Annotated in this window: 19 protein-coding genes; 12 read left to right on the top strand and 7 right to left on the bottom strand. The window is 60.1% G+C overall.

What is annotated here, in order from left to right; genetic code table 11:
- Window positions 1–85: 85 nt before the first annotated feature.
- Together FHT73_RS22585 and FHT73_RS22580 are read right to left on the bottom strand one after the other, a co-directional pair.
- Window positions 86–2,632, bottom strand: coding sequence for an ABC transporter permease (locus FHT73_RS22585; protein ID WP_183714965.1), 2,547 nt, complete (start codon window positions 2,630–2,632; stop codon window positions 86–88).
- On the bottom strand, window positions 2,629–3,339 hold the full coding sequence (locus tag FHT73_RS22580; RefSeq protein ID WP_112607869.1) for an ABC transporter ATP-binding protein: 711 nt from the start codon (window positions 3,337–3,339) through the stop codon (window positions 2,629–2,631). The genes FHT73_RS22585 and FHT73_RS22580 overlap by 4 nt, the downstream gene beginning before the upstream one ends.
- 82 nt (window positions 3,340–3,421) lie before the next feature.
- Here FHT73_RS22580 and FHT73_RS22575 point away from each other — a divergent pair, with 82 nt between their 5' ends.
- Together FHT73_RS22575 and thpR are read left to right on the top strand one after the other, a co-directional pair.
- Window positions 3,422–4,072, top strand: coding sequence for an arylesterase (locus tag FHT73_RS22575; RefSeq protein WP_112607867.1), 651 nt, complete (start codon window positions 3,422–3,424; stop codon window positions 4,070–4,072).
- 68 nt (window positions 4,073–4,140) lie between these two features.
- Window positions 4,141–4,737, top strand: a complete 597-nt coding sequence (gene thpR / locus FHT73_RS22570; RefSeq protein ID WP_112398326.1) for an RNA 2',3'-cyclic phosphodiesterase — start codon at window positions 4,141–4,143, stop codon at window positions 4,735–4,737.
- Here thpR and FHT73_RS22565 read toward each other — a convergent pair.
- Window positions 4,668–5,150, bottom strand: a complete 483-nt coding sequence (locus tag FHT73_RS22565) for a low molecular weight protein-tyrosine-phosphatase (protein ID WP_183714963.1) — start codon at window positions 5,148–5,150, stop codon at window positions 4,668–4,670. The genes thpR and FHT73_RS22565 overlap by 70 nt on opposite strands.
- Window positions 5,151–5,240: 90 nt before the next feature.
- Between FHT73_RS22565 and FHT73_RS22560 the strand changes: the two genes are divergently transcribed.
- The 5 genes from FHT73_RS22560 to FHT73_RS22540 all read left to right on the top strand — a co-directional run bounded on the left by FHT73_RS22560 (window position 5,241) and on the right by FHT73_RS22540 (window position 8,856).
- Window positions 5,241–5,546 carry a 4a-hydroxytetrahydrobiopterin dehydratase gene (locus tag FHT73_RS22560; protein WP_112336332.1) on the top strand — a complete coding sequence of 102 codons (306 nt, stop codon included), beginning with the start codon at window positions 5,241–5,243 and terminating at the stop codon, window positions 5,544–5,546.
- 66 nt (window positions 5,547–5,612) lie between these two features.
- A complete protein-coding gene (locus FHT73_RS22555) occupies window positions 5,613–6,002 on the top strand; it encodes a YkvA family protein (protein WP_112336333.1) in 390 nt (129 codons plus the stop codon).
- A 333-nt stretch (window positions 6,003–6,335) separates the two neighbouring features.
- Entirely contained in the window at window positions 6,336–6,899 is a 564-nt protein-coding gene (locus tag FHT73_RS22550) for an invasion associated locus B family protein (RefSeq protein WP_112336334.1), read from the top strand.
- A gap of 287 nt (window positions 6,900–7,186) precedes the next feature.
- Window positions 7,187–8,422, top strand: coding sequence for a 23S rRNA (adenine(2503)-C(2))-methyltransferase RlmN (gene rlmN / locus FHT73_RS22545; RefSeq protein ID WP_112607861.1), 1,236 nt, complete (start codon window positions 7,187–7,189; stop codon window positions 8,420–8,422).
- A 5-nt stretch (window positions 8,423–8,427) separates the two neighbouring features.
- Window positions 8,428–8,856, top strand: coding sequence for a hypothetical protein (locus tag FHT73_RS22540; protein WP_112607859.1), 429 nt, complete (start codon window positions 8,428–8,430; stop codon window positions 8,854–8,856).
- Here the strand turns inward: FHT73_RS22540 and FHT73_RS22535 are convergent.
- Together FHT73_RS22535 and FHT73_RS22530 are read right to left on the bottom strand one after the other, a co-directional pair.
- Window positions 8,840–9,481 (bottom strand): LysE family translocator, encoded by a 642-nt coding sequence (locus tag FHT73_RS22535; protein WP_183714961.1) that lies wholly within the window; start codon window positions 9,479–9,481, stop codon window positions 8,840–8,842. The two genes, FHT73_RS22540 and FHT73_RS22535, sit on opposite strands and share 17 nt — an antisense overlap.
- A 62-nt stretch (window positions 9,482–9,543) precedes the next feature.
- Window positions 9,544–10,398: an SDR family NAD(P)-dependent oxidoreductase gene (locus FHT73_RS22530; RefSeq protein ID WP_183714959.1), complete on the bottom strand. Its 855-nt coding sequence runs from the start codon at window positions 10,396–10,398 to the stop codon at window positions 9,544–9,546.
- A 182-nt stretch (window positions 10,399–10,580) separates the two neighbouring features.
- Here FHT73_RS22530 and FHT73_RS22525 point away from each other — a divergent pair, with 182 nt between their 5' ends.
- Window positions 10,581–11,804, top strand: coding sequence for an argininosuccinate synthase (locus tag FHT73_RS22525; protein ID WP_183714957.1), 1,224 nt, complete (start codon window positions 10,581–10,583; stop codon window positions 11,802–11,804).
- 78 nt (window positions 11,805–11,882) lie between these two features.
- Here FHT73_RS22525 and FHT73_RS22520 read toward each other — a convergent pair whose 3' ends face one another.
- Window positions 11,883–12,365 carry a MarR family winged helix-turn-helix transcriptional regulator gene (locus FHT73_RS22520; protein ID WP_183714956.1) on the bottom strand — a complete coding sequence of 161 codons (483 nt, stop codon included), beginning with the start codon at window positions 12,363–12,365 and terminating at the stop codon, window positions 11,883–11,885.
- A gap of 158 nt (window positions 12,366–12,523) precedes the next feature.
- Here FHT73_RS22520 and FHT73_RS22515 point away from each other — a divergent pair, with 158 nt between their 5' ends.
- Window positions 12,524–13,165, top strand: a complete 642-nt coding sequence (locus FHT73_RS22515) for a LysE family translocator (RefSeq protein ID WP_183714954.1) — start codon at window positions 12,524–12,526, stop codon at window positions 13,163–13,165.
- A 99-nt stretch (window positions 13,166–13,264) separates the two neighbouring features.
- Window positions 13,265–15,328, top strand: coding sequence for a M3 family metallopeptidase (locus FHT73_RS22510; RefSeq protein ID WP_183714953.1), 2,064 nt, complete (start codon window positions 13,265–13,267; stop codon window positions 15,326–15,328).
- A gap of 75 nt (window positions 15,329–15,403) precedes the next feature.
- Here FHT73_RS22510 and FHT73_RS22505 read toward each other — a convergent pair whose 3' ends face one another.
- Complete coding sequence (locus tag FHT73_RS22505) at window positions 15,404–15,868, bottom strand: MarR family winged helix-turn-helix transcriptional regulator (RefSeq protein ID WP_112607963.1); 465 nt, start codon at window positions 15,866–15,868, stop codon at window positions 15,404–15,406.
- A gap of 91 nt (window positions 15,869–15,959) precedes the next feature.
- Here FHT73_RS22505 and FHT73_RS22500 point away from each other — a divergent pair, with 91 nt between their 5' ends.
- The gene (locus FHT73_RS22500; RefSeq protein WP_112607851.1) at window positions 15,960–16,643 is read left to right on the top strand and encodes a glutathione S-transferase family protein; all 684 of its coding nucleotides are present in this window, start codon (window positions 15,960–15,962) and stop codon (window positions 16,641–16,643) included.
- Between the two features lie 233 nt (window positions 16,644–16,876).
- Window positions 16,877–18,694, top strand: coding sequence for a translational GTPase TypA (typA, locus tag FHT73_RS22495; protein ID WP_112336343.1), 1,818 nt, complete (start codon window positions 16,877–16,879; stop codon window positions 18,692–18,694).
- The last annotated feature ends 89 nt before the right edge of the window (window positions 18,695–18,783 follow it).

Raw genomic sequence — 18,783 nt, 5'->3', positions numbered from 1 at the left:
AGACAAGGGTCTAGCGGTCGGCCCCATGTTAAATCGGCGTAATATCGCACCGATTCATCGCGTTCGGTTAATGCGCAAAGACGAATCAGAGTTCGCGCAGAACGGGCGCTGCTTTCTGCCCGAGAATCCGCCAAGTACCGATCAGGCCGATACCGACCGTCAAAATCAGGGCAATAATCAGCGTGGAGAGGGCAACGTCGGGCAGGAAGGCCGAGGGCAGGTGCATGATGCGGCTGACGATATACCAGGCGGAGGCAGCCCCCGCGATCAAGGCGAAGACGGCGGTTGCCGCGCCCAGGATCAGGTATTCGTAGCTGAAGGCACGGATCAATGTTGCGCGCGTTGCGCCGAGCGTCTTGAGGATGACGGCATCGTGCGTGCGGGCGCGGTTGCCGGCGGCGAGCGCACCGGCCAGCACCAGCACTGACGCGATGAGCGCGACAGATGCGGCGGAACGAATGGCCGTCGCGAGTTGTCCCACAAGCGTGTTGACGACATCGAGAGCATCCTTGACGCGGACGCTTGTTATGGTCGGGTAGGTATTCGTGACTTTCCTCAGGATAGCTGCTTCCTGTTCCGAAGTGGCTGATGTGTCGGTCAGGGTGGCGAGCCAGGCGTGCGGGGCGCCCCTGAAGGTATTGGGCGAGAAGATCATCACGAAATTGATCGACAGCGACTGCCATTGAACCTTGCGGAAACTGGCGATCTTGGCGGTGATGTTGCGGCCGAGCACATTGACGGTGACCTTGTCGCCGAGCTTCAGGCCGAGCGCCTTGCCTTCCTCTTCGGAGAAGGAGACCAACGGTTCGCCGCTATAATCCTTGTCCCACCACTTGCCTTCGGTGACCGAAGCGTTTTCGGGCACCGTATCGGCATAGGTGATGCCGCGGTCGCCGCGCAGGACCCATTGGCCTGCTGCCGGCACCTTCATCTTGGTGACATCCTCGCCGTTGAAGGCGACGATCCGGCCGCGCAGCATCGGCGCCTCGACGAGCTTGCCCTTGGGGTCGATGTCGAGCACGATCTTGCGAAAGCCTTCCAGCTCCGGCCCCTGAATGTCGACGAAGAAGAAATTCGGCGCCTGCTCGCTCATGCGGCCCATCAATTCACGGCGCATATTGCCGTCGATCAACGTCAGGGTCACCAACAGCGCCAGCCCGAGGCCGAGCGATAGCACGACGGAGGAGGTGAGCGCGCCTGGTCGGTGGATATTACCGATCGCCAGGCGCAGTGCGGGCGAGCGCACGCGCGGGCTGCGGCGGGCAAGCCAGGAAAGCACGGCGGCAACGGCGCGCAGCACTACGAAGGCGGCGGCAATCGAAACGACGAAGACGATCGCGACGAAGCGATCATAGGCGGTGACGATCGCCAAGGCAGCAAGTGCTGCCATCAGCACACCGGCGGCGAGCAGATAGGGCCAGCCGGGCAGGCGGCGCGCTCCGAATCCCTGCTCGCGAAACAGCGCCGTTGCCGGTACCTCGCGGGCATGGCCGAGCGGCGGAATGGCGAAGGCCAACGTCGTCAGCAGGCCGAAGACGGCAGCGAGCGTCAGCGCGCCGGGATAAAGCCGCGGAGCGGTGGAAATCGGCAGGAATTCCGCCATGAATTGCGACGCAATCATCGGCGCGATGGCGCCGAGGACGAGGCCAATTGCTATGCCGGCAAGCGCAATGACGGCGATCTGGATGAGATAGATCAGCACAACGACGAAGGCCGGCGCGCCCAGGCATTTGAAGGTGGCGATGGTCGTGCGCTTCGAATCGAGGAAGGCGCGTACGGCATTGGCAACGCCGACGCCGCCGACGATCAAGGCGGCCAAGCCGACCAGCGTCAGGAATTGCGAGAAACGCGTGACATTGTCGGCGAGCTGGGGAGCAGCGCGATCACTGCTGCGGATCGACCAGCCGGCTTGCGGGAAGGCGGCGTTGGCGCGGTCAGTGAGATTGCGGATGCCGGCCGCGGGGTTGTCCATGCGGATCTTGTAGGAGTGCTCGACCAGACTGCCCGTGGTGATCAGGCCGGAAGCAATCAGGGCGTCGCGGCTGGTGAGCAGACGTGGCGCGAAGCCGAAGCCTTCGGAGACGGCGTCCGGTTCATTGGCGATGGTGCCGGTGATGCGCAGCCTGGTGTTACCGAGCAGCAGATCGCCGCCGACCTTGAGGTTCAGCCGTTCGAGCAGCAGCGGTGCCACGATGGCGCCATAGGCACCGTCCTTGGCGGCAAGCAGCGTCGACAAGGGCTGATCGGGATCGGCCTGGAAGGTGCCGTAGAGCGGATAGGCATCGTCGACCGCCTTCACCTCGACCAGCGCTTGGTCCGAGCCATCGGGCAGCCTCGCCATGGAGCGCAGGCCGGTGGAGCGCGAAACTTTGCCTAAGCTTTGAAGGTAGGTGAATTCTTCCGGCGTCGCCTCGCGATTGCGCAGTTCAAAACGAGCGTCGCCTGATAGCAGCGATTGTCCCTGCGTCGAAATCGCGTCAGTGATCGAACGGGAAACGGAATTGACCGCAGCGATCGCGCCGGTGCCGAGCGCGATGCAGGCGAGGAAGATGTAGAAGCCGCCAAGGCCGCCGCGCAGTTCGCGCATGGCAAGGCGGAAGGCGAGGGGCAGGCGCAGTCCCGCCGCGCTCATGCAATGGCTGCCTGGTTGGTGCGCGTGCGCATGCTGTCGTTCTCGATTTCGCCGGAACGGACGCGGATCTGCCGCGAGCAGCGGGCAGCAAGCGCAGGATCGTGGGTGACCAGCAGCATGGTCGTGCCGCGCTCGGCCTGCTGGGCGAAGAGCAGGTCGGCGATCTGCCGGCCGGTATCGGTATCGAGATTGCCCGTCGGTTCGTCGGCGATCAGGACGGCGGGCGAAGGCGCCAGCGCGCGGGCGATCGCCACACGCTGCTGTTCACCGCCCGAAAGCTGGCCGGGATAGTGCGTGAGCCTTTCGCCCAGCCCCACCGCTTCCAGCTCCCGCCTGGCGATATCGAAGGCATCGCGGACGTTGGCAAGTTCCAGCGGCACGGCGACATTTTCCAGCGCTGTCATGTTGGCGATCAGGTGGAAGGATTGGAAAACGATGCCGATGTTGCGACCGCGGAAATCTGCGATCCGATCTTCGCTCAGGCTATGCAGCGGCGTGTCGCGGATCAGAAGTTCGCCGCTGTCGAGCTTTTCGAGGCCGGCCAGCACCATCAGCAGAGTGGACTTGCCGGAGCCGGACGGGCCGACGATGCCCACCGATTCACCCTCCATGATGGTGAGGTCAATGCCCTTCAGCACATGGACTGATGCGGCGGCATTGCCGAGCGTCAAATCCGCCTTCTTCAGCTCGATGATGGTTTTTGCCAATGCGAACGCCCTATATATCAGAGAACATCAGAGACAATGGCGGGCGCGATTTGGCCCGAGCAGCGAATTTAGGGAATTAATCATGGGTTTTAAAGTTGCCGCGCTTCACTTCGCTGTCATCACTTTCGGTCTTTTGTTTGGCGCGGTTCATTCTGCCAATGCACGGACGATCCAGTTGGTCGGCTTCGGTGACAGCCTGATGGCGGGCTATCAGCTGCCGCCGGGCGACGGCTTTCCCGCGAAGCTTGAGGCGGCGCTGAAGGCCAAAGGGCTCGATATCGCCGTCGCCGATGCCGGCGTTTCGGGCGATACGACCTCAGGCGGCCTCTCGCGCATCGACTGGTCGGTGCCCGATGGCACTGATGGCGTGATCCTGGAGCTTGGCGCCAACGACGCACTGCGCGGCATTCCGCCGGAACAGACGGAAAAGAACCTCGAGACGATGATCGAGCGATTGAAGGGCAGGAATATCCCGATCTTCTTGGTCGGTATGCTGGCGCCGCCGAACATGGGTGGCGACTACGCCGATAAATTCAACCCGATCTACAAGCGGCTGGCCGACAAATATCAGCTTTCGCTCTATCCGTTCTTCCTCGATGGCGTTGCCACCCATGCGGATTTGCAGCTTTCGGACGGGATGCATCCGAACCCCAAGGGGGTCGATGTGATGGTCGAGCATATGTTGCCTGATGTTATGAGTTTTGTAGGGATGATTGACGCAGGTGCGAAATAGATGCTTGCACCGACTGCAAATGCGTGATTCCCTACCTGTACCTGCAAGAGATTCGGGGAGTGCTCGTCATGCCGAGACTTTTTACCGCCCTCGAAATTCCGCGCAATGCGGCCATGAGCCTGTCATTGTTGCGCGGTGGTCTCCCGGGAGCCAGGTGGATCGACGTTGAAAATTATCATATCACCTTGCGCTTCATCGGCGATGTCGATGGCCGCACGGCGGATGAGATCGTCGATCGTCTGGACCGGATAGATCGACCTGAATTCCAGCTTCGGCTGGAGGGCATCGGTTCCTTCGGCTCCAAAAAACCGCATTCGGTTTGGGCCGGGGTCTCGCAGACACCGGATATGTTCGCGCTGCAAGGCGAGATCGAGCGCATCTGCCAGCGGATCGGCCTGCAGCCGGATCCACGCAAGTTCACGCCGCATGTGACGCTCGCCAGGCTGAAGTCCTCGCGGGTCGACGATGTCGTGCACTATCTCTCCGGCCGCGGCAATTTTTACACACAGCCCTTCACGGTCGGGCGCTTCGTGCTTCTGTCCTCGCGCGAATCTGTCGGCGGCGGTCCTTATCTCACCGAAGAGATATTCCCGCTTCATGAGGCCCGCAGCGCGTTCCCAACTTTGGGCAACAGCGCGCTGCAGCCTGCCAAGAGCATGGTGTAGACGACTTCGAAATCTTCGCGGTCGCCGTAGTAGGGATCAGGGATGTCCTTGTTGCTGCCAAGCGTAAGGACATTGAAGAGATGCAGTTTGCCGAGGGAATCGGCGGGCGCTGTCTTGCGCAAGTTCTTCAAATTGTCTTGATCCATTGCCAGGATAAGATTGAACCGGCTGAAATCGGCCGGTTCGATGCGGCGGGCGCGCTGGGCTGAAATATCGATTCCGTGGCCGGCGGCGACCGCAACCGAGCGGCGATCCGGGCGTTCTCCCTGATGCCAGCCGCCGGTACCGGCTGAATCAATCTCGAACTCACCACCACGCCCGGCCTCATCAGCCAGATGCCTGAATATACCTTCAGCAAGGGGCGAGCGGCAGATATTGCCCGCGCAGACGAAAAGAACCCTGTGACGATCCATGCTATCGTTCAACCGCTAGAGCTTTTACGCAATTCCAGGAAAACCGCTACGCACAATTCCTGGAATTGCTTTAGAGAGGAGTGACTTGCCATGAAATACGACAAGCTGGACCGGGCGGCAATCGATGAAAATCTTGCAGAGCTCTCCGGCTGGGCGCTTGCGGCCGATGGGCTTTCGATTTCGAAGACCTTCAAGTTTCGCAATTTCGTCGAAGCCTTCGGCTTCATGACGGAAGCAGCCCTTGCTGCGGAAAAATTCAACCATCATCCGGAATGGTTCAACGTCTATTCCCGAGTCGAGGTGAGACTGACGACGCATGACGTCGGCGGCCTGACCGATCATGACGTCAAGCTGGCGAAGGCGATGGAGAAGGCAGCCGCGCGCCGGATCGATTGAATCGCGCCAGGCGATCACCATATGTTTACACGGTCCGGCCGACGGGCCTCGATTGAGGTGAATGGAATGGATGACATCAAGTACGGGGAAATCCTGATGCCTGGTGACGAAGAGACCCAAAAAGAGCAGGAGAAATCGGTGCGCAGAAAATTCTGGCCGACCTTGCGGAAGGCGGCTCGCCATATCCCGTTTTCACGCGATGTCGTGGCCGCATTCTATTGCGCGCTCGACCCGCAGACGCCGACCCGTGTTCGTGGCATATTGCTGGGCGCGCTCGGCTATTTCGTCATGCCCGTCGATATCATTCCCGATTTCTTTGCCGTCATCGGCTATTCCGACGACGTTGCGGTGCTGACGCTCGCGTTCAGCATGATCAGGGGGCATATCCGCCAGGAGCATTATGATGCCGCCGACCGGGCTCTGCAGAACGAGCCCGAGGCCATGAAGACGGCATAATGGCGGCTTTTCCTGACCGGTTCGAATCTTCTCAGTTTTCCAGAGCTTTATGAGGGGGACCTGATTTTAGCGAGGTCAAATTCTTGCCTGAATCTTTCTGTCTTAAATCGAATCTGTTGGGTGGTACTCCACCATCCGGGTTTTCCAATTCCTTCTTGTGCCTTTCAAGCTTCGTGCGATACCTGGGTTGAAATGACACGGAGCCAGTGGCGGGCGGCTCTTCGTTGACGGTTTGGTAACCTGAATAAAGTCAAAATAAGGCAGCTCACGAGCATAGGCGTGCGTCAAACGATTCGCCATGAGCTCTGGACCGCAAGAAATCGGCAGGAAACCATGTTTGTAAAAAGCTTCGCAATCGCCCTCTCGCTCGTTCTGGCCGGAACCGGCATCGCGTCCGCGCAGACCAAGAAGCAGAAGCAGACGCAGCAGGCACCAGCGGCGGCGGCGGCATCGCCGGCAGCTCCGACGCGCATTCAGCAGTTCGACGCCTGGGGCGCTTACTCTTACCAGTCCGCCGGCGGCAAGGTTTGCTACGTTCTTTCCGTGCCGACGGCCAAGGCGCCGGCAACCGGCATCGATCATGGCGACAATTTCTTCATCGTGTCGCAGCGCCCGGGCCAGAACATCTCGTATGAGCCGCAAGCGATGATGGGGTACCCCCTCAAGGACAACTCCAAGGTCAATGTCACCATCGACAACAAGACCTTCGTCATGTTCACCAAGGAGAAGGCCGCGTGGGTTGAAAACGCCGCGCAGGAGCCGGCATTGGTTGCCGCACTGAAGTCCGGACATTCGCTGAAGGTTTCCGCGACCTCGAAGAAGGGCACCGCGACTTCCTACACCTATTCGCTGAAGGGTGTCAGCGCTGCGCTGAAGCAGATCGAAAACTGCAAATAGTTCGAAGGCCGAGAGATCACGCGAATGTGATCTTCCCGTCGCCGTGACCGTAAGGATGAGGCCGGCCATTACTGACCGGCCTTTTGCTTTTGAAGGCTGGTCTCATGCTTTCGAGGTAAAGGGATGACGCGGGCGGAAATTAATGCTAAAGGCCGCGCCAACGATAGGTGTGCGGCAGATAGATTGCCCCGCCGCCGCATGAATCTTCAGATTTCCGTGCCTTGCCCGCATCCGCAGCTTGCGTCAGCTTTTGCGGCATCGCCGATGTGAACCGTTGGAATGATCCTATGTCCGCAACCGATGTCATAACCCCCTCCAGGCTCAAGCCGATGCCCGTATCGCAGCCCGTCGAGCTTGCGCCGAAGCCGTCGCTCATCGGCATGACGCGCGAAGAAATGGCTGCGGCGCTCAAGGAAAAGGGTGTCGCCGACAAGCAGATCAAGATGCGCGTCAGCCAGCTCTGGAACTGGATCTACGTGCGCGGCGTATCCGATTTCGATGCCATGGCCAATGTGTCGAAGGACATGCGCGAAATGCTGAAGACGCATTTCACCATCGCCCGTCCCGAGATCGTCGAGGAGCAGGTCTCCAACGACGGCACCCGCAAATGGCTGCTGCGCTTTCCGCCGCGCGGGGCAGGGCGCCCCGTCGAGATCGAGGCCGTCTATATTCCGGAGGAAGGTCGCGGCACGCTCTGCATTTCCAGCCAGGTCGGCTGTTCGCTCACCTGTTCCTTCTGTCATACCGGAACGCAGCGCCTGGTCCGCAACCTGACGGCGGAAGAGATCCTGTCGCAGCTGCTTCTGGCGCGCGATCGTCTCGGCGATTTCCCGGACCGCGAAGCGCCGCAAGGCACGATCATGCCGGCCGAGGGCCGTAAGGTCAGCAATATCGTCATGATGGGCATGGGCGAGCCGCTCTATAATTTTGACAGCGTCAAAACGGCGCTGCTGATTGCCTCCGACGGCGATGGCCTGTCGCTCTCCAAACGCCGCATTACGCTTTCGACCTCGGGTGTCGTGCCGGAAATCTATCGCACCGGCGACGAGATCGGCGTCATGCTGGCAATCTCGCTGCATGCCGTACGCGATGACCTGCGCGACATGCTGGTGCCGATCAACAAGAAATATCCGCTGAAAGAGCTGATGGACGCCTGCCGTGCCTATCCCGGCCTTTCGAATGCGCGCCGCATCACCTTCGAATATGTGATGCTGAAGGGCGTCAACGACAGCCTCGAAGATGCCAAGGGGTTGATCCAGCTTCTGAAGGGCATTCCGGCCAAGATCAATTTGATCCCGTTCAACCCCTGGCCGGGCACGAATTATCAGTGTTCCGACTGGGAGCAGATCGAAAAGTTCGCCGATTTCATCAATTCGGCCGGCTACGCCTCGCCAATCCGCACGCCGCGGGGCCGCGATATTCTCGCCGCCTGCGGTCAGCTGAAATCGGAATCCGAGCGCATGCGCAAGACGGAGCGACTGGCTTTCGAGGCCATGATGATCGCCAATCACGGCGAGGATTGAGATCGATGCTCCTTGGACTGCGCAAGCCGATACGCCTCCTTTGGGGCTATGTCGCCGCTTGCGCTCTGATGGGCTTCGTGCTGGCCTGCGTTGCTGCATGGACCGTGCCGGAGACTGCCGCGCCGGAGCTTTTCGTCATGACCATTGCTCTGACCAAGGTCGCGATGATCGTCAGTATCCTGCCGTCCTTGGTGGTCATTCCCATTCTCGAATGGCGCGGCATGCGTCGGTGGTATGGCTATGCAATTTTCGGCGCGACCTTGTCGGCGGTCGCGTCCGTCCTGATTTCGGGCGGTATGGAGCGGCCGCAGACGCTCAATCTGATCACTATCGCCGTCTGCTTTGCCTTCCTCGGCGCTGCAAGCGCCACCGTCTATTGGTGGATCGCCGGCCGGTTTGCCGGCCAATGGTCCACTTTCAACGAGCCTGAGTGAAGAAGATCTTCACCGCGAAGATCGAGAAGACGCCGGCAAAGGCGTAGTCGAGGCCGCGCATTACGCCACGGTTCCTTTGCAGCCAGGACGACAGGCCATCGGCGGCGAGAACGACGAGCGCGTTCACCGGCATGCCGATGACGATGAAGAAGAGGCCCAGGAAGAGCAGCTTGTGTGTGACGTCAGGATCGCCCGCGGTGACGAATTGCGGAAGAAAGGTCATGAAAAAGATGATGACCTTCGGATTCAGCAGGTTGACCCAGAAACCGTTGGAGATGTTTGCAAGCGATGTTCTGCCGGCGGTATCGACCTTCTTCACCGACAGGCTGGAGCCGAAGCGGATCGCCTGGATGGCGAGCCAGAGCAGATAGGCGGCACCGCCGGTCTTCAGGACGGTAAAGGCGACAGGCGAGGCGGTGATCAGCGCGGAGATGCCGAAGGCTACGAGGCAGGTGTGGACGACAACACCGAGCGTGGTGCCAAGCACGACGAAAAGCGCCGCCTTCTTGCCCTGCGCCAGCGCGCGGCTGATCGACAGCGTCATGTCGGGGCCGGGCGTCATCGCCAGCAGAAGGCTTGCCGCCGAAAAGGCAAGGAGGGTCGGCAGGCTGGGTATGAAGTCCATGGGATGCTCCAAAGCCGGATGGGGGTGCGTTTTCTCTTATCCGGCTTTTTGCGACTTGCAAATCAATCCTTCTTTTCCAGGAAGGCCTTGAATTGATCGGCATAGTCCGGGTGCCAGCGTGACAGCGGCGGCCGGTTCTCGACGATATCGCCGGCGGCCCAGAGCATGCGGCGTTCGTCGACCGGCCGAGCCACGTCATTATCGGGGCAGAGAATATAGAAATCGCCGCGTTTCAGGCTTTCCACCATGAAATCGATAGTCTGCTCCGGCGTCCAAGCGCCGGCGGGTTTTTCCCTGCGCTCGCCCTTGGTAAGGCCGGTGAAGACGAAGCCCGGAATGAGGAGGTGAGCCGATATCTTCGCGCCTTCCGTATTGCGCAGCTCGTGCTGCAGCGCCTCGGTGAAGACTTTCACGCCGGCCTTCGAGACATTGTAGGCGGGGTTGCCGGGAGGCGTGGTGATGCCCTGCTTCGAGCCGGTGTTGATGATGAGGCCGGGTTCACCATGGGCCAGCATGCCGGGTCCGAAGGTGCGCGTGCCGTTGATGACGCCGAGCAGGTTGACACCAAGGATGGCATCCCAGCCGGCCTGGGCGCTGAAGATCGAGGTCTCCGGGCCGATGCCGGCATTGTTCATCAAGACATGCACGCGGCCGAAACGCTGCAGGACTGCGCGTTCCAGCGCTTCCAGCGCGTCTTTATTGGCGACATCGGTCTCGATGGCCATGACATGCTCTTCGCCTGCGATCGTCTTGAGTTCAGCGCTCGCCTCGGCCAGGCGGTCGCCGCCGAGATCGGCGATAACGACGCTCATGCCGAGCGAAGCGAAATATTTCGCTGCGGCAAAGCCGATGCCGGAAGCGCCTCCAGTGATGACGGCAACATTGGATTTCTTGAAAATGTCTTGAATATCGGTCACGAGCGGCATCCTCCTCAGGCATTGTTCGGTCGCCGCCGAATATGGTACTTTCGGGAGGCAAGTCAAACCGCTTAAGCCGCCGTTGCAGCGCTTCCCCTTGCGCCTCACGATAATCTCGCTAAAAGTTCGGCGATACAGGTTTGCGGGCCTTTCCCCTGGTCCGCCTTGAAACGGAACTCATCATGGCATCACATAAAGACGTGAAGAAAGTCGTTCTCGCCTATTCCGGCGGTCTCGACACCTCGATTATCCTGAAGTGGCTGCAGACGGAGCTTGGCGCCGAAGTCGTCACCTTCACCGCCGATCTCGGCCAGGGCGAAGAGCTGGAGCCGGCGCGCAAGAAGGCCGAAATGCTCGGCATCAAGGAAATCTATATCGAGGACGTGCGCGAGGAATTCGTGCGCGATTTCGTCTTCCCGATGTTCCGCGCCAATGCCGTCTATGAAGGCGTCTACCTGCTCGGCACCTCGATCGCCCGTCCGCTGATCTCCAAGCATCTGATCGAGATCGCAAGGAAGACCGGCGCCGATGCCATCGCGCATGGCGCGACCGGTAAGGGCAACGACCAGGTTCGTTTCGAGCTTTCGGCCTATGCGCTGAACCCGGACATCAAGATCATCGCTCCCTGGCGGGACTGGTCGTTCAAGAGCCGCACCGACCTGCTCGAATTCGCCGAGAAGCACCAGATCCCGGTCGCCAAGGACAAGAAGGGCGAGGCGCCTTTCTCCGTCGATGCCAACCTGCTGCACTCCTCTTCCGAAGGCAAGGTCCTGGAAGATCCGGCCCAGGAAGCGCCTGAATATGTGCACATGCGCACGATCTCGCCGGAAGCCGCTCCCGACAAGGCGACGACCATCAGGGTCGGCTTCGAAAAGGGTGACGCCGTTTCGATCAATGGCGAACGCCTGAGCCCGGCGAGCTTGCTTGCGAAGCTGAATGAGTATGGCCGCGACAACGGCATCGGCCGTCTCGATCTGGTCGAGAACCGTTTCGTTGGCATGAAGTCGCGCGGCGTCTACGAGACCCCCGGCGGCACGATCCTGCTCGCAGCCCACCGCGCCATCGAATCCATCACGCTCGACCGCGGTGCTGCGCACCTCAAGGACGAGCTGATGCCCCGCTATGCCGAGCTGATCTATTACGGCTTCTGGTTCTCGCCGGAGCGCGAAATGCTGCAGGCTCTCATCGACAAGAGCCAGGAGCACGTCGAAGGCGAAGTGACACTGAAGCTCTACAAGGGCAATGTCATGGTTATCGGCCGAGAAAGCCCGAAGTCGCTCTATTCCGACAAGCTCGTGACTTTCGAGGACGACCAGGGCGCCTATGACCAGAAGGATGCGGCTGGCTTCATCAAGTTGAACGCGCTGCGCCTGCGCACGCTCGCCAAGCGCAACCTGTCGAAATAATCGACATTTCCAGATGCTGAAAGGCCCGCTTCCGGTCGCCGGAGGCGGGCTTTCTTATGTGGAAAGTGGCGGCCGGAGTTAATCGACCGGCCTCAATTCACGTTCGACTTCGACAGGTGCCTCGGCCTTCTGCAGATTGCCGCGGAAGGCGCAGAGTGCGTCATGCAGCTGAACTTGAAGGTCATTGTCGAAGCCTTGCGTCGCGTTACGCTCGACTTCGCAGATTTCCCTGTCGATCTGCTTCAGCTTGGCGTCGGCGGATTCCGAAAGCACGATTCGCTTGGCGCGACGATCGAGCGGGTCAGGTTGGCGTTCGATCAAGCCGCGCGCCTGCAGCTTGTCCAGAAAGGCGCTGACCGTCATCGGCTCCAGCCCCATCCGGGAGGCGATGTCAAGCTGGCGACTACCGTTGATGGCAGCCACCTGCATCAGCGTCCGCGCTTCGCCCGCCGTCAGTCCGAGCCCGGCGACAAGAATACGTCGCTCGAAGGCCGCCCTGATCAGTCGGGCGCAGTCGGTCACAAGAAAGGCAAGTGAATCCGTATTAATCCTGCTGCTCATAAGCGCTTCCCTACCTACGCTCTTAGTTTTTAGGCCCCACAACGTTCTTATTGACTTCGTCCTATGAACACAACGACTTCTGTCCGAAAACGCGCTGCTGCTTGACCGGGTTCAGCAGATTGCTACTCTCGCGCGATTAACAGCGGGAACCATCCATCATGACGCAATCGCTTGTTGTCGGCGCTTTTCTGGCGGCGCTTTTCTATGTGCTCATTCCCGGTCCTGCATTCCTGGCGCTGCTCGGCATCGGTGCAGGACAGGGGCGCAAGGCAGGTGCATTCTTCGTCAGCGGCCATCTGTTTGGTGATCTCGTCTGGTCCACGCTTGCATTGGTCGCCATCGTCGGCGCAAAGACCATCGGCACCTTCGTCTTCGATCTGCTGGGATTGCTATGCGGTTTTTATCTTGCCTGGATCGGCTGGAGCGCGATGACCGCCAAGCCGAAGGAGGACGGCAAATCGCTCGTCAATGTCGAGCGGCCCTTCCGCCGTGGACTGATTTTCGGCGTCACCAATCCGAAGGGATATCCCGTTGCACTGGCGACCTTCACGGCGCTTGTCGCGGGCTCTGCCGGCGCGCTGACCTTCAGCGCCCTGCCGCTGCTGCTGGCGGTTTCCTTTGCAGGTTTCATAACTGCCGACATTATTCTTATCAGCATCATCGGAGCAGGCGCTGTTCGGCGCTTTTATCGCGCGCATGAACGGTTGATCGTGCGCTGCTCCGGCGTCCTCTTCATGGGCTTTGCGGCGCAGGCGCTCTGGCATGCCACGCCCGGTCTGCTCGGCTGGCGCAAAGCCTGACCGTCCTCGTTCAATTTGTTCGCTCCCCCGCCATACCAATTCGGCGAGAGCAGCCTTATATCGTGCTTCGATCAGATGTCTGTCGAAAGGATGCCCCGCATGTCTTCCCAAACCGCCGTCAATCCTGCGCTCACCGAATGGACCGGACATCAGGGGCTGCCGCGTTTCGATGCGGTGAAGGATACGGATTTTGCACCTGCCTTCGATGCGGCGCTTGCATCGCATGAAGCCGAGATCGATGCGATTGCTGGCAACCGCGAGGCACCCACCTTTGCTAATACGGTGACGGCGCTGGAGATCGCCGGCGATGAACTCTCGCGCATTTCGGCGCTGTTCTGGAACAAGGCCGGTGCTCATACCAACGAGACCATCCAGGCGCTGGAGCGCGAGATCGCACCAAAGATGGCGCGGCATTATTCGAAGATCGGCACCAATGCGGCACTCTTTGCCCGCCTGGATGCGCTTTGGGAGGGCCGCGACGCCCTTGGGTTGACGCTCGAGGAAACCCGCGTGCTGGAACGGCACTGGAAGGGCTTCGTCAAGTCGGGCGCCAAGCTGCCGAAGGCAGAGCAGGAGCGGCTTTCTGCCATTAATGAGAAGCTTGCCGGCCTCGGCGCGCAATTCGGACAGAACGTATTGGCGGATGAAAAGAGCTGGGCGCTGCTCTTGTCGGAAGAGGCTGATCTCGCCGGCCTTCCCGACTATCTGCGCGAGGCGATGGCGGCGGCTGCACGCGAACGCGGCGAGGAGGGCAAATATGCCGTCACCCTGTCGCGCTCGATCATCGAACCGTTTCTCACCTCTTCCGAGCGCCGCGATTTGCGTGAGCAGGCCTTCAACGCCTGGGTGGCGCGTGGCGCCAATGGCGGCAAGACCGACAATCGCGAGATCATTCGCGAGACTCTGGCACTGAGAGCAGAAAAGGCAAAGCTGCTCGGCTATGCCAATTTCGCCGAGCTCAAGCTCGACAATACAATGGCGAAGACGCCTGATGCGGTGAACGACCTTCTGATGACCGTGTGGGGCAAGGCGGCAGCACGCGCGGTAGAAGAAGAAAGGGATATTGCAGCGCTGATCGCCGAGGAGGGTCGCAACCACGAGGTCATGCCCTGGGACTGGCGGCACTATGCCGAGAAGATCAGGACGCGGAAGTTCGATTTCTCCGAAACCGAATTGAAGCCCTATCTGCAGCTCGAAAAGATCATCGCTGCCTGCTTCGATGTTGCCGGCCGCCTCTTCGGCATCAAGGCTGTCGAGCAGAAGGGCATTCCCGCCTATCATCCCGATGTGCGCGTCTTCGAGATCCGGGATCGCTCCGACAAGCTCGTCGCGCTGTTTCTCGGGGATTACTTCGCCCGCGGTTCGAAGCGCTCCGGCGCCTGGATGAGCTCGTTCCAGTCGCAGCACAAGCTGCCGCTGAAGAACGGCAAGGTCGGCGAGTTGCCGATCATCTACAACGTCTGCAACTTCGCCAAGCCAGCGGAAGGCCGGCCGGCGCTGCTGTCGCTCGACGATGCTCGCACGCTGTTCCACGAGTTCGGCCATGCGCTGCACGGCATGCTTTCGAACGTCACCTATCCCTCGGTTTCGGGCACCGGCGTTTCCCGCGATTTCGTCGAACTGCCGTCGCAGCTTTACGAGCACTGGCTGACGGTTCCTGCCATCCTCAAGGAATATGCCGTGCATTATGAGACCGGCGCCCCGATCCCGCAGGCGCTGCTCGACAAGGTTCTGGCGGCCCGCACCTTCAATGCTGGCTTCAACACGGTCGAATTCACCTCCTCGGCTCTGGTCGACATGGCCTTCCATACCCGCGGCGCGGTTGAGGATCCGATGGCCTTGCAGGGGGAGGTGCTGGCCGAGATCGGCATGCCGAAATCCATCGTCATGCGCCATGCCACACCGCATTTCCAGCATGTGTTTGCCGGTGACGGCTATTCGGCCGGCTACTATTCCTACATGTGGTCCGAAGTGCTCGACGCCGATGCCTTCGCCGCTTTCGAGGAAACGGGCGATGCCTTCAACGCCGATATGGCGGGAAAACTCAAAGGCAACATCTATTCCGTCGGCGGCTCGATCGACCCGGAAGAGACCTACAAGGCTTTCCGTGGCAAATTGCCGAGCCCGGATGCGATGTTGAAGAAGAAGGGGCTGGCAGCCTGATCTTTGCGTCGGTACGTAACAAAAGTCAGTCGCCAAAAGTAAGCTTTGGCGACTGAGCCGATCTTTATCGGGCAATCAGGATTTGCGCGAAAGCAAAGCCAACAGCTCAGCCAGTTGGCCGGCCTGCGCATCGTCCAGCTTATCACCCACATGGCGTTGAAGTGCCGGGGCATAGGCTGCCCACATGCGGCTGCGCATCGCACTTCCTGCCTCGGTGATAACGACCCAGCGGCCTCGGCCGTCCTCGGAAAATATCTCACGATGAACAAGACCGGCCTTTTCCATTCGGTCGAGTAGGCGCGATAGGTTATGCTGGGCGAGAAGCGTGCGCTCCTCGATCTCATAGGGCCGCAACTTCCCTTCTGTGGCCTGCGTCAGCTCCCATAGTACGTCGTACCAGCTGAGTGGCGGCAGGCCGGCCGCCTTCAAGTCCTGCTCGATTGCCGCGAGGGTGATTTGCTGCGCGCGCATGAGGCGCACCCATGCTCGCGTGATGGCGGAAGAGGGCTTTGAAGCGGGGGCATCTGAACAATCGGACATGGATGCAATTACATCTATGTTGACCGAGCTTGCAAGTCTGGATATAGATGCAATTACATCTATCTTGAACGAAGACCCGGGAGATTTGATCATGTCCGACGCAAAACCGGTGCTTGTCAGCCATTACCTTTGCCCCTACGTCCAGCGAGCCGCCATCACGCTTGCTGAAAAGGCCGTGCCATTTGAAGTCCGCTATGTCGATCTATCAGCAAAGCCCGACTGGTTTCTTGCCATTTCTCCGCTTGGCAAAGTGCCTCTCCTGATCGTGCGACAGGACGATGGAGTGGAAACGGTTTTGTTCGAGAGCGCTGTGATCTGCGAATATCTCGAGGAAACCCAATCCGGTGCTCGGCTCCACCCGGCCGATCCGCTGGCGCGTGCGCGGCATCGCGGCTGGATGGAGTTCGGTTCTTCCATCCTTTCAGACTTATGGGGATTCGAGACCGCCAAGGACAAAGAAACCTATGAGGCCAAGCGCAAAGCGCTGATCGAGAAATTTACTCGGGTCGAGGCGGAATTGAGAAACGGTCCCTTTTTTGCCGGAGAGGCGTTCAGCCTGGTCGATGCAGTTTTTGCGCCGATCTTCCGTTACTTCGATGTGTTCGACACCATCACATCGACGGGCGTTTTTGACGGGCTCCCGCGTGTCAAGGCATGGCGCACGGAGCTGGCGTCGCGGCAAAGCGTGCGAGACGCGGTGACGCATGACTATGCCGAGCGCCTCAAAGCTTTCCTGGTCAATCACGACGCGTTCTTACTGAAGCATGCTGCTTGACGGAGCTGTGCAAATTCCGATCGAGGCGATCGTGTGCATCTGAATTGGCGACGCGCCAGAAGAGAGCTCGGCTGTCCAGGCGTGGAAGACTGAGGCGTGAGGCACGAAAAGCCGGCATTCAGCTCCTTTCTTGCCTCCCCCCTTTCGCATTCGCGAAAAAAAGGGTATGAGCGCGCCAAATGCAATTGGCGTGTTTACAAAACACTGCGCCCCAGCCTCAGAGATTAAAACATATGGCACTTCGCAACATCGCGATCATCGCGCACGTTGACCATGGGAAAACCACCCTCGTCGACGAGCTTTTGAAGCAGTCCGGCTCGTTCCGTGAGAACCAGCGCGTTGCAGAACGCGTCATGGACTCCAACGACCTGGAAAAGGAGCGCGGGATCACCATTCTTGCCAAGGCGACCTCTGTCGTCTGGAAGGATACGCGCATCAACATCGTCGACACCCCCGGCCACGCCGACTTTGGCGGTGAAGTCGAGCGTATTCTCTCGATGGTGGATGGCGCGATCGTTCTCGTCGACGCTGCCGAAGGCCCGATGCCGCAGACGAAGTTCGTCGTGGGCAAGGCGCTGAAGGTCGGCCTGCGTCCGATTGTTGCGATCAACAAGATCGACCGCCCGGACGCCCGTGCAGACGAAGTCATCAACGAAGTCTTCGACCTCTTCGCCAATCTCGACGCCACCGACGAGCAGCTCGACTTCCCGATCCTCTACGGTTCCGGCCGTAACGGCTGGATGAACTATTCGCCTGAGGGTCCGAAGGAAGAAGGCCTCGGCCCGCTTCTCGATCTGGTCGTCAAGCATGTTCCCGAGCCGACCGTCGGCGAAGGTCCGTTCCGCATGATCGGCACGATCCTGGAAGCCAATCCTTTCCTCGGCCGCATCATCACTGGCCGCATCCATTCCGGCTCGATCAAGCCGAACCAGGCCGTCAAGGTTCTGGGCGCCGACGGCAACCTCATCGAAACCGGCCGTATCTCCAAGATCCTCGCCTTCCGTGGCATCGAGCGCCAGCCGATCGAAGAAGCGCAGGCAGGTGACATCGTCGCCATCGCCGGCCTTTCCAAGGGCACGGTCGCCGATACCTTCTGCGATCCGCAGGTCAGCGAGCCGCTGGTCGCGCAGCCGATCGACCCGCCGACCGTCACCATGTCCTTCATCGTCAACGATAGCCCCTATGCAGGCACCGAAGGCGACAAGGTCACCTCGCGCGTCATCCGCGACCGCCTCTTCAAGGAAGCCGAAGGCAACGTTGCGCTGAAGATCGAAGAAGCTGAAGGCAAGGATTCGTTCTACGTGTCCGGCCGCGGCGAATTGCAGCTCGCAGTCCTCATCGAAACCATGCGCCGCGAAGGCTTCGAGCTTGCCGTGTCGCGTCCGCGCGTCGTCATGCACAAGGATGAGAGCGGCCAGCTGCTCGAGCCGATCGAAGAAGTCGTCATCGACGTCGATGAAGAGCATTCCGGTATCGTCGTGCAGAAGATGTCCGAGCGTAAGGCTGAAATGTCCGAGCTGCGTCCTTCGGGCGGCAACCGCGTTCGGCTCGTCTTCCTGGCGCCGACGCGCGGCCTCATCGGCTATCAGTCGGAACTTCTGACCGACACGCGCGGCACGGCCGTCATGAACCGTCTGTTCCATGACTACCAGCCGTACAAGGGCGAGATCGGCGGCCGTGTTAACGGCGTTCTGCTTGCCAACGAAGCCGGCGAAGCCGTGGCTTACGCCCTGTTCAACCTCGAAGACCGCGGCCCGATGATCATCGACGCCGGCGAGAAGGTCTATGCCGGCATGATCATCGGCATTCACTCGCGCGACAACGATCTCGAAGTCAACGTTCTGAAGGGCAAGAAGCTCACCAACATCCGCGCTGCAGGCAAGGATGAAGCCGTGAAGCTGACGCCGCCGATCCGCATGACGCTCGACCGTGCGCTTTCCTGGATTCAGGACGACGAGCTGGTGGAAGTGACGCCGAAGTCGATCCGCCTCCGCAAGATGTATCTCGATCCGAACGAGCGCAAGCGTTACGAGAAGGCCCGTCTGGCCTGATCATCCTAACCGAGCGATGCATCCGACCCCGGCCTTTGTGCCGGGGTTTTTAATTGCATGTTCGGTTTTTGAGCCCTTGTCCAAAAGGT

Origin of the sequence: Rhizobium sp. BK098 (assembly GCF_014193155.1) — a bacterium.
Lineage (GTDB): Bacteria > Pseudomonadota > Alphaproteobacteria > Rhizobiales > Rhizobiaceae > Rhizobium.
The sequence above is the reverse complement of the archived record's forward strand: the minus strand, read 5'-3'. Positions and strand labels throughout refer to the sequence as shown.

What these genes read in the sequence shown, in the direction of transcription:
- FHT73_RS22585 (WP_183714965.1), bottom strand. Translation starts at nt 2,632, where the DNA reads ATGAGCGCGGCGGGACTGCGCCTGCCCCTCGCCTTCCGCCTTGCCATG.
- FHT73_RS22575 (WP_112607867.1), top strand. Translation starts at nt 3,422, where the DNA reads ATGGGTTTTAAAGTTGCCGCGCTTCACTTCGCTGTCATCACTTTCGGT.
- thpR (WP_112398326.1), top strand. Translation starts at nt 4,141, where the DNA reads ATGCCGAGACTTTTTACCGCCCTCGAAATTCCGCGCAATGCGGCCATG.
- FHT73_RS22565 (WP_183714963.1), bottom strand. Translation starts at nt 5,150, where the DNA reads ATGGATCGTCACAGGGTTCTTTTCGTCTGCGCGGGCAATATCTGCCGC.
- FHT73_RS22560 (WP_112336332.1), top strand. Translation starts at nt 5,241, where the DNA reads ATGAAATACGACAAGCTGGACCGGGCGGCAATCGATGAAAATCTTGCA.
- FHT73_RS22555 (WP_112336333.1), top strand. Translation starts at nt 5,613, where the DNA reads ATGGATGACATCAAGTACGGGGAAATCCTGATGCCTGGTGACGAAGAG.
- FHT73_RS22550 (WP_112336334.1), top strand. Translation starts at nt 6,336, where the DNA reads ATGTTTGTAAAAAGCTTCGCAATCGCCCTCTCGCTCGTTCTGGCCGGA.
- rlmN (WP_112607861.1), top strand. Translation starts at nt 7,187, where the DNA reads ATGTCCGCAACCGATGTCATAACCCCCTCCAGGCTCAAGCCGATGCCC.
- FHT73_RS22540 (WP_112607859.1), top strand. Translation starts at nt 8,428, where the DNA reads ATGCTCCTTGGACTGCGCAAGCCGATACGCCTCCTTTGGGGCTATGTC.
- FHT73_RS22535 (WP_183714961.1), bottom strand. Translation starts at nt 9,481, where the DNA reads ATGGACTTCATACCCAGCCTGCCGACCCTCCTTGCCTTTTCGGCGGCA.
- FHT73_RS22525 (WP_183714957.1), top strand. Translation starts at nt 10,581, where the DNA reads ATGGCATCACATAAAGACGTGAAGAAAGTCGTTCTCGCCTATTCCGGC.
- FHT73_RS22520 (WP_183714956.1), bottom strand. Translation starts at nt 12,365, where the DNA reads ATGAGCAGCAGGATTAATACGGATTCACTTGCCTTTCTTGTGACCGAC.
- FHT73_RS22515 (WP_183714954.1), top strand. Translation starts at nt 12,524, where the DNA reads ATGACGCAATCGCTTGTTGTCGGCGCTTTTCTGGCGGCGCTTTTCTAT.
- FHT73_RS22510 (WP_183714953.1), top strand. Translation starts at nt 13,265, where the DNA reads ATGTCTTCCCAAACCGCCGTCAATCCTGCGCTCACCGAATGGACCGGA.
- FHT73_RS22505 (WP_112607963.1), bottom strand. Translation starts at nt 15,868, where the DNA reads ATGTCCGATTGTTCAGATGCCCCCGCTTCAAAGCCCTCTTCCGCCATC.
- FHT73_RS22500 (WP_112607851.1), top strand. Translation starts at nt 15,960, where the DNA reads ATGTCCGACGCAAAACCGGTGCTTGTCAGCCATTACCTTTGCCCCTAC.
- typA (WP_112336343.1), top strand. Translation starts at nt 16,877, where the DNA reads ATGGCACTTCGCAACATCGCGATCATCGCGCACGTTGACCATGGGAAA.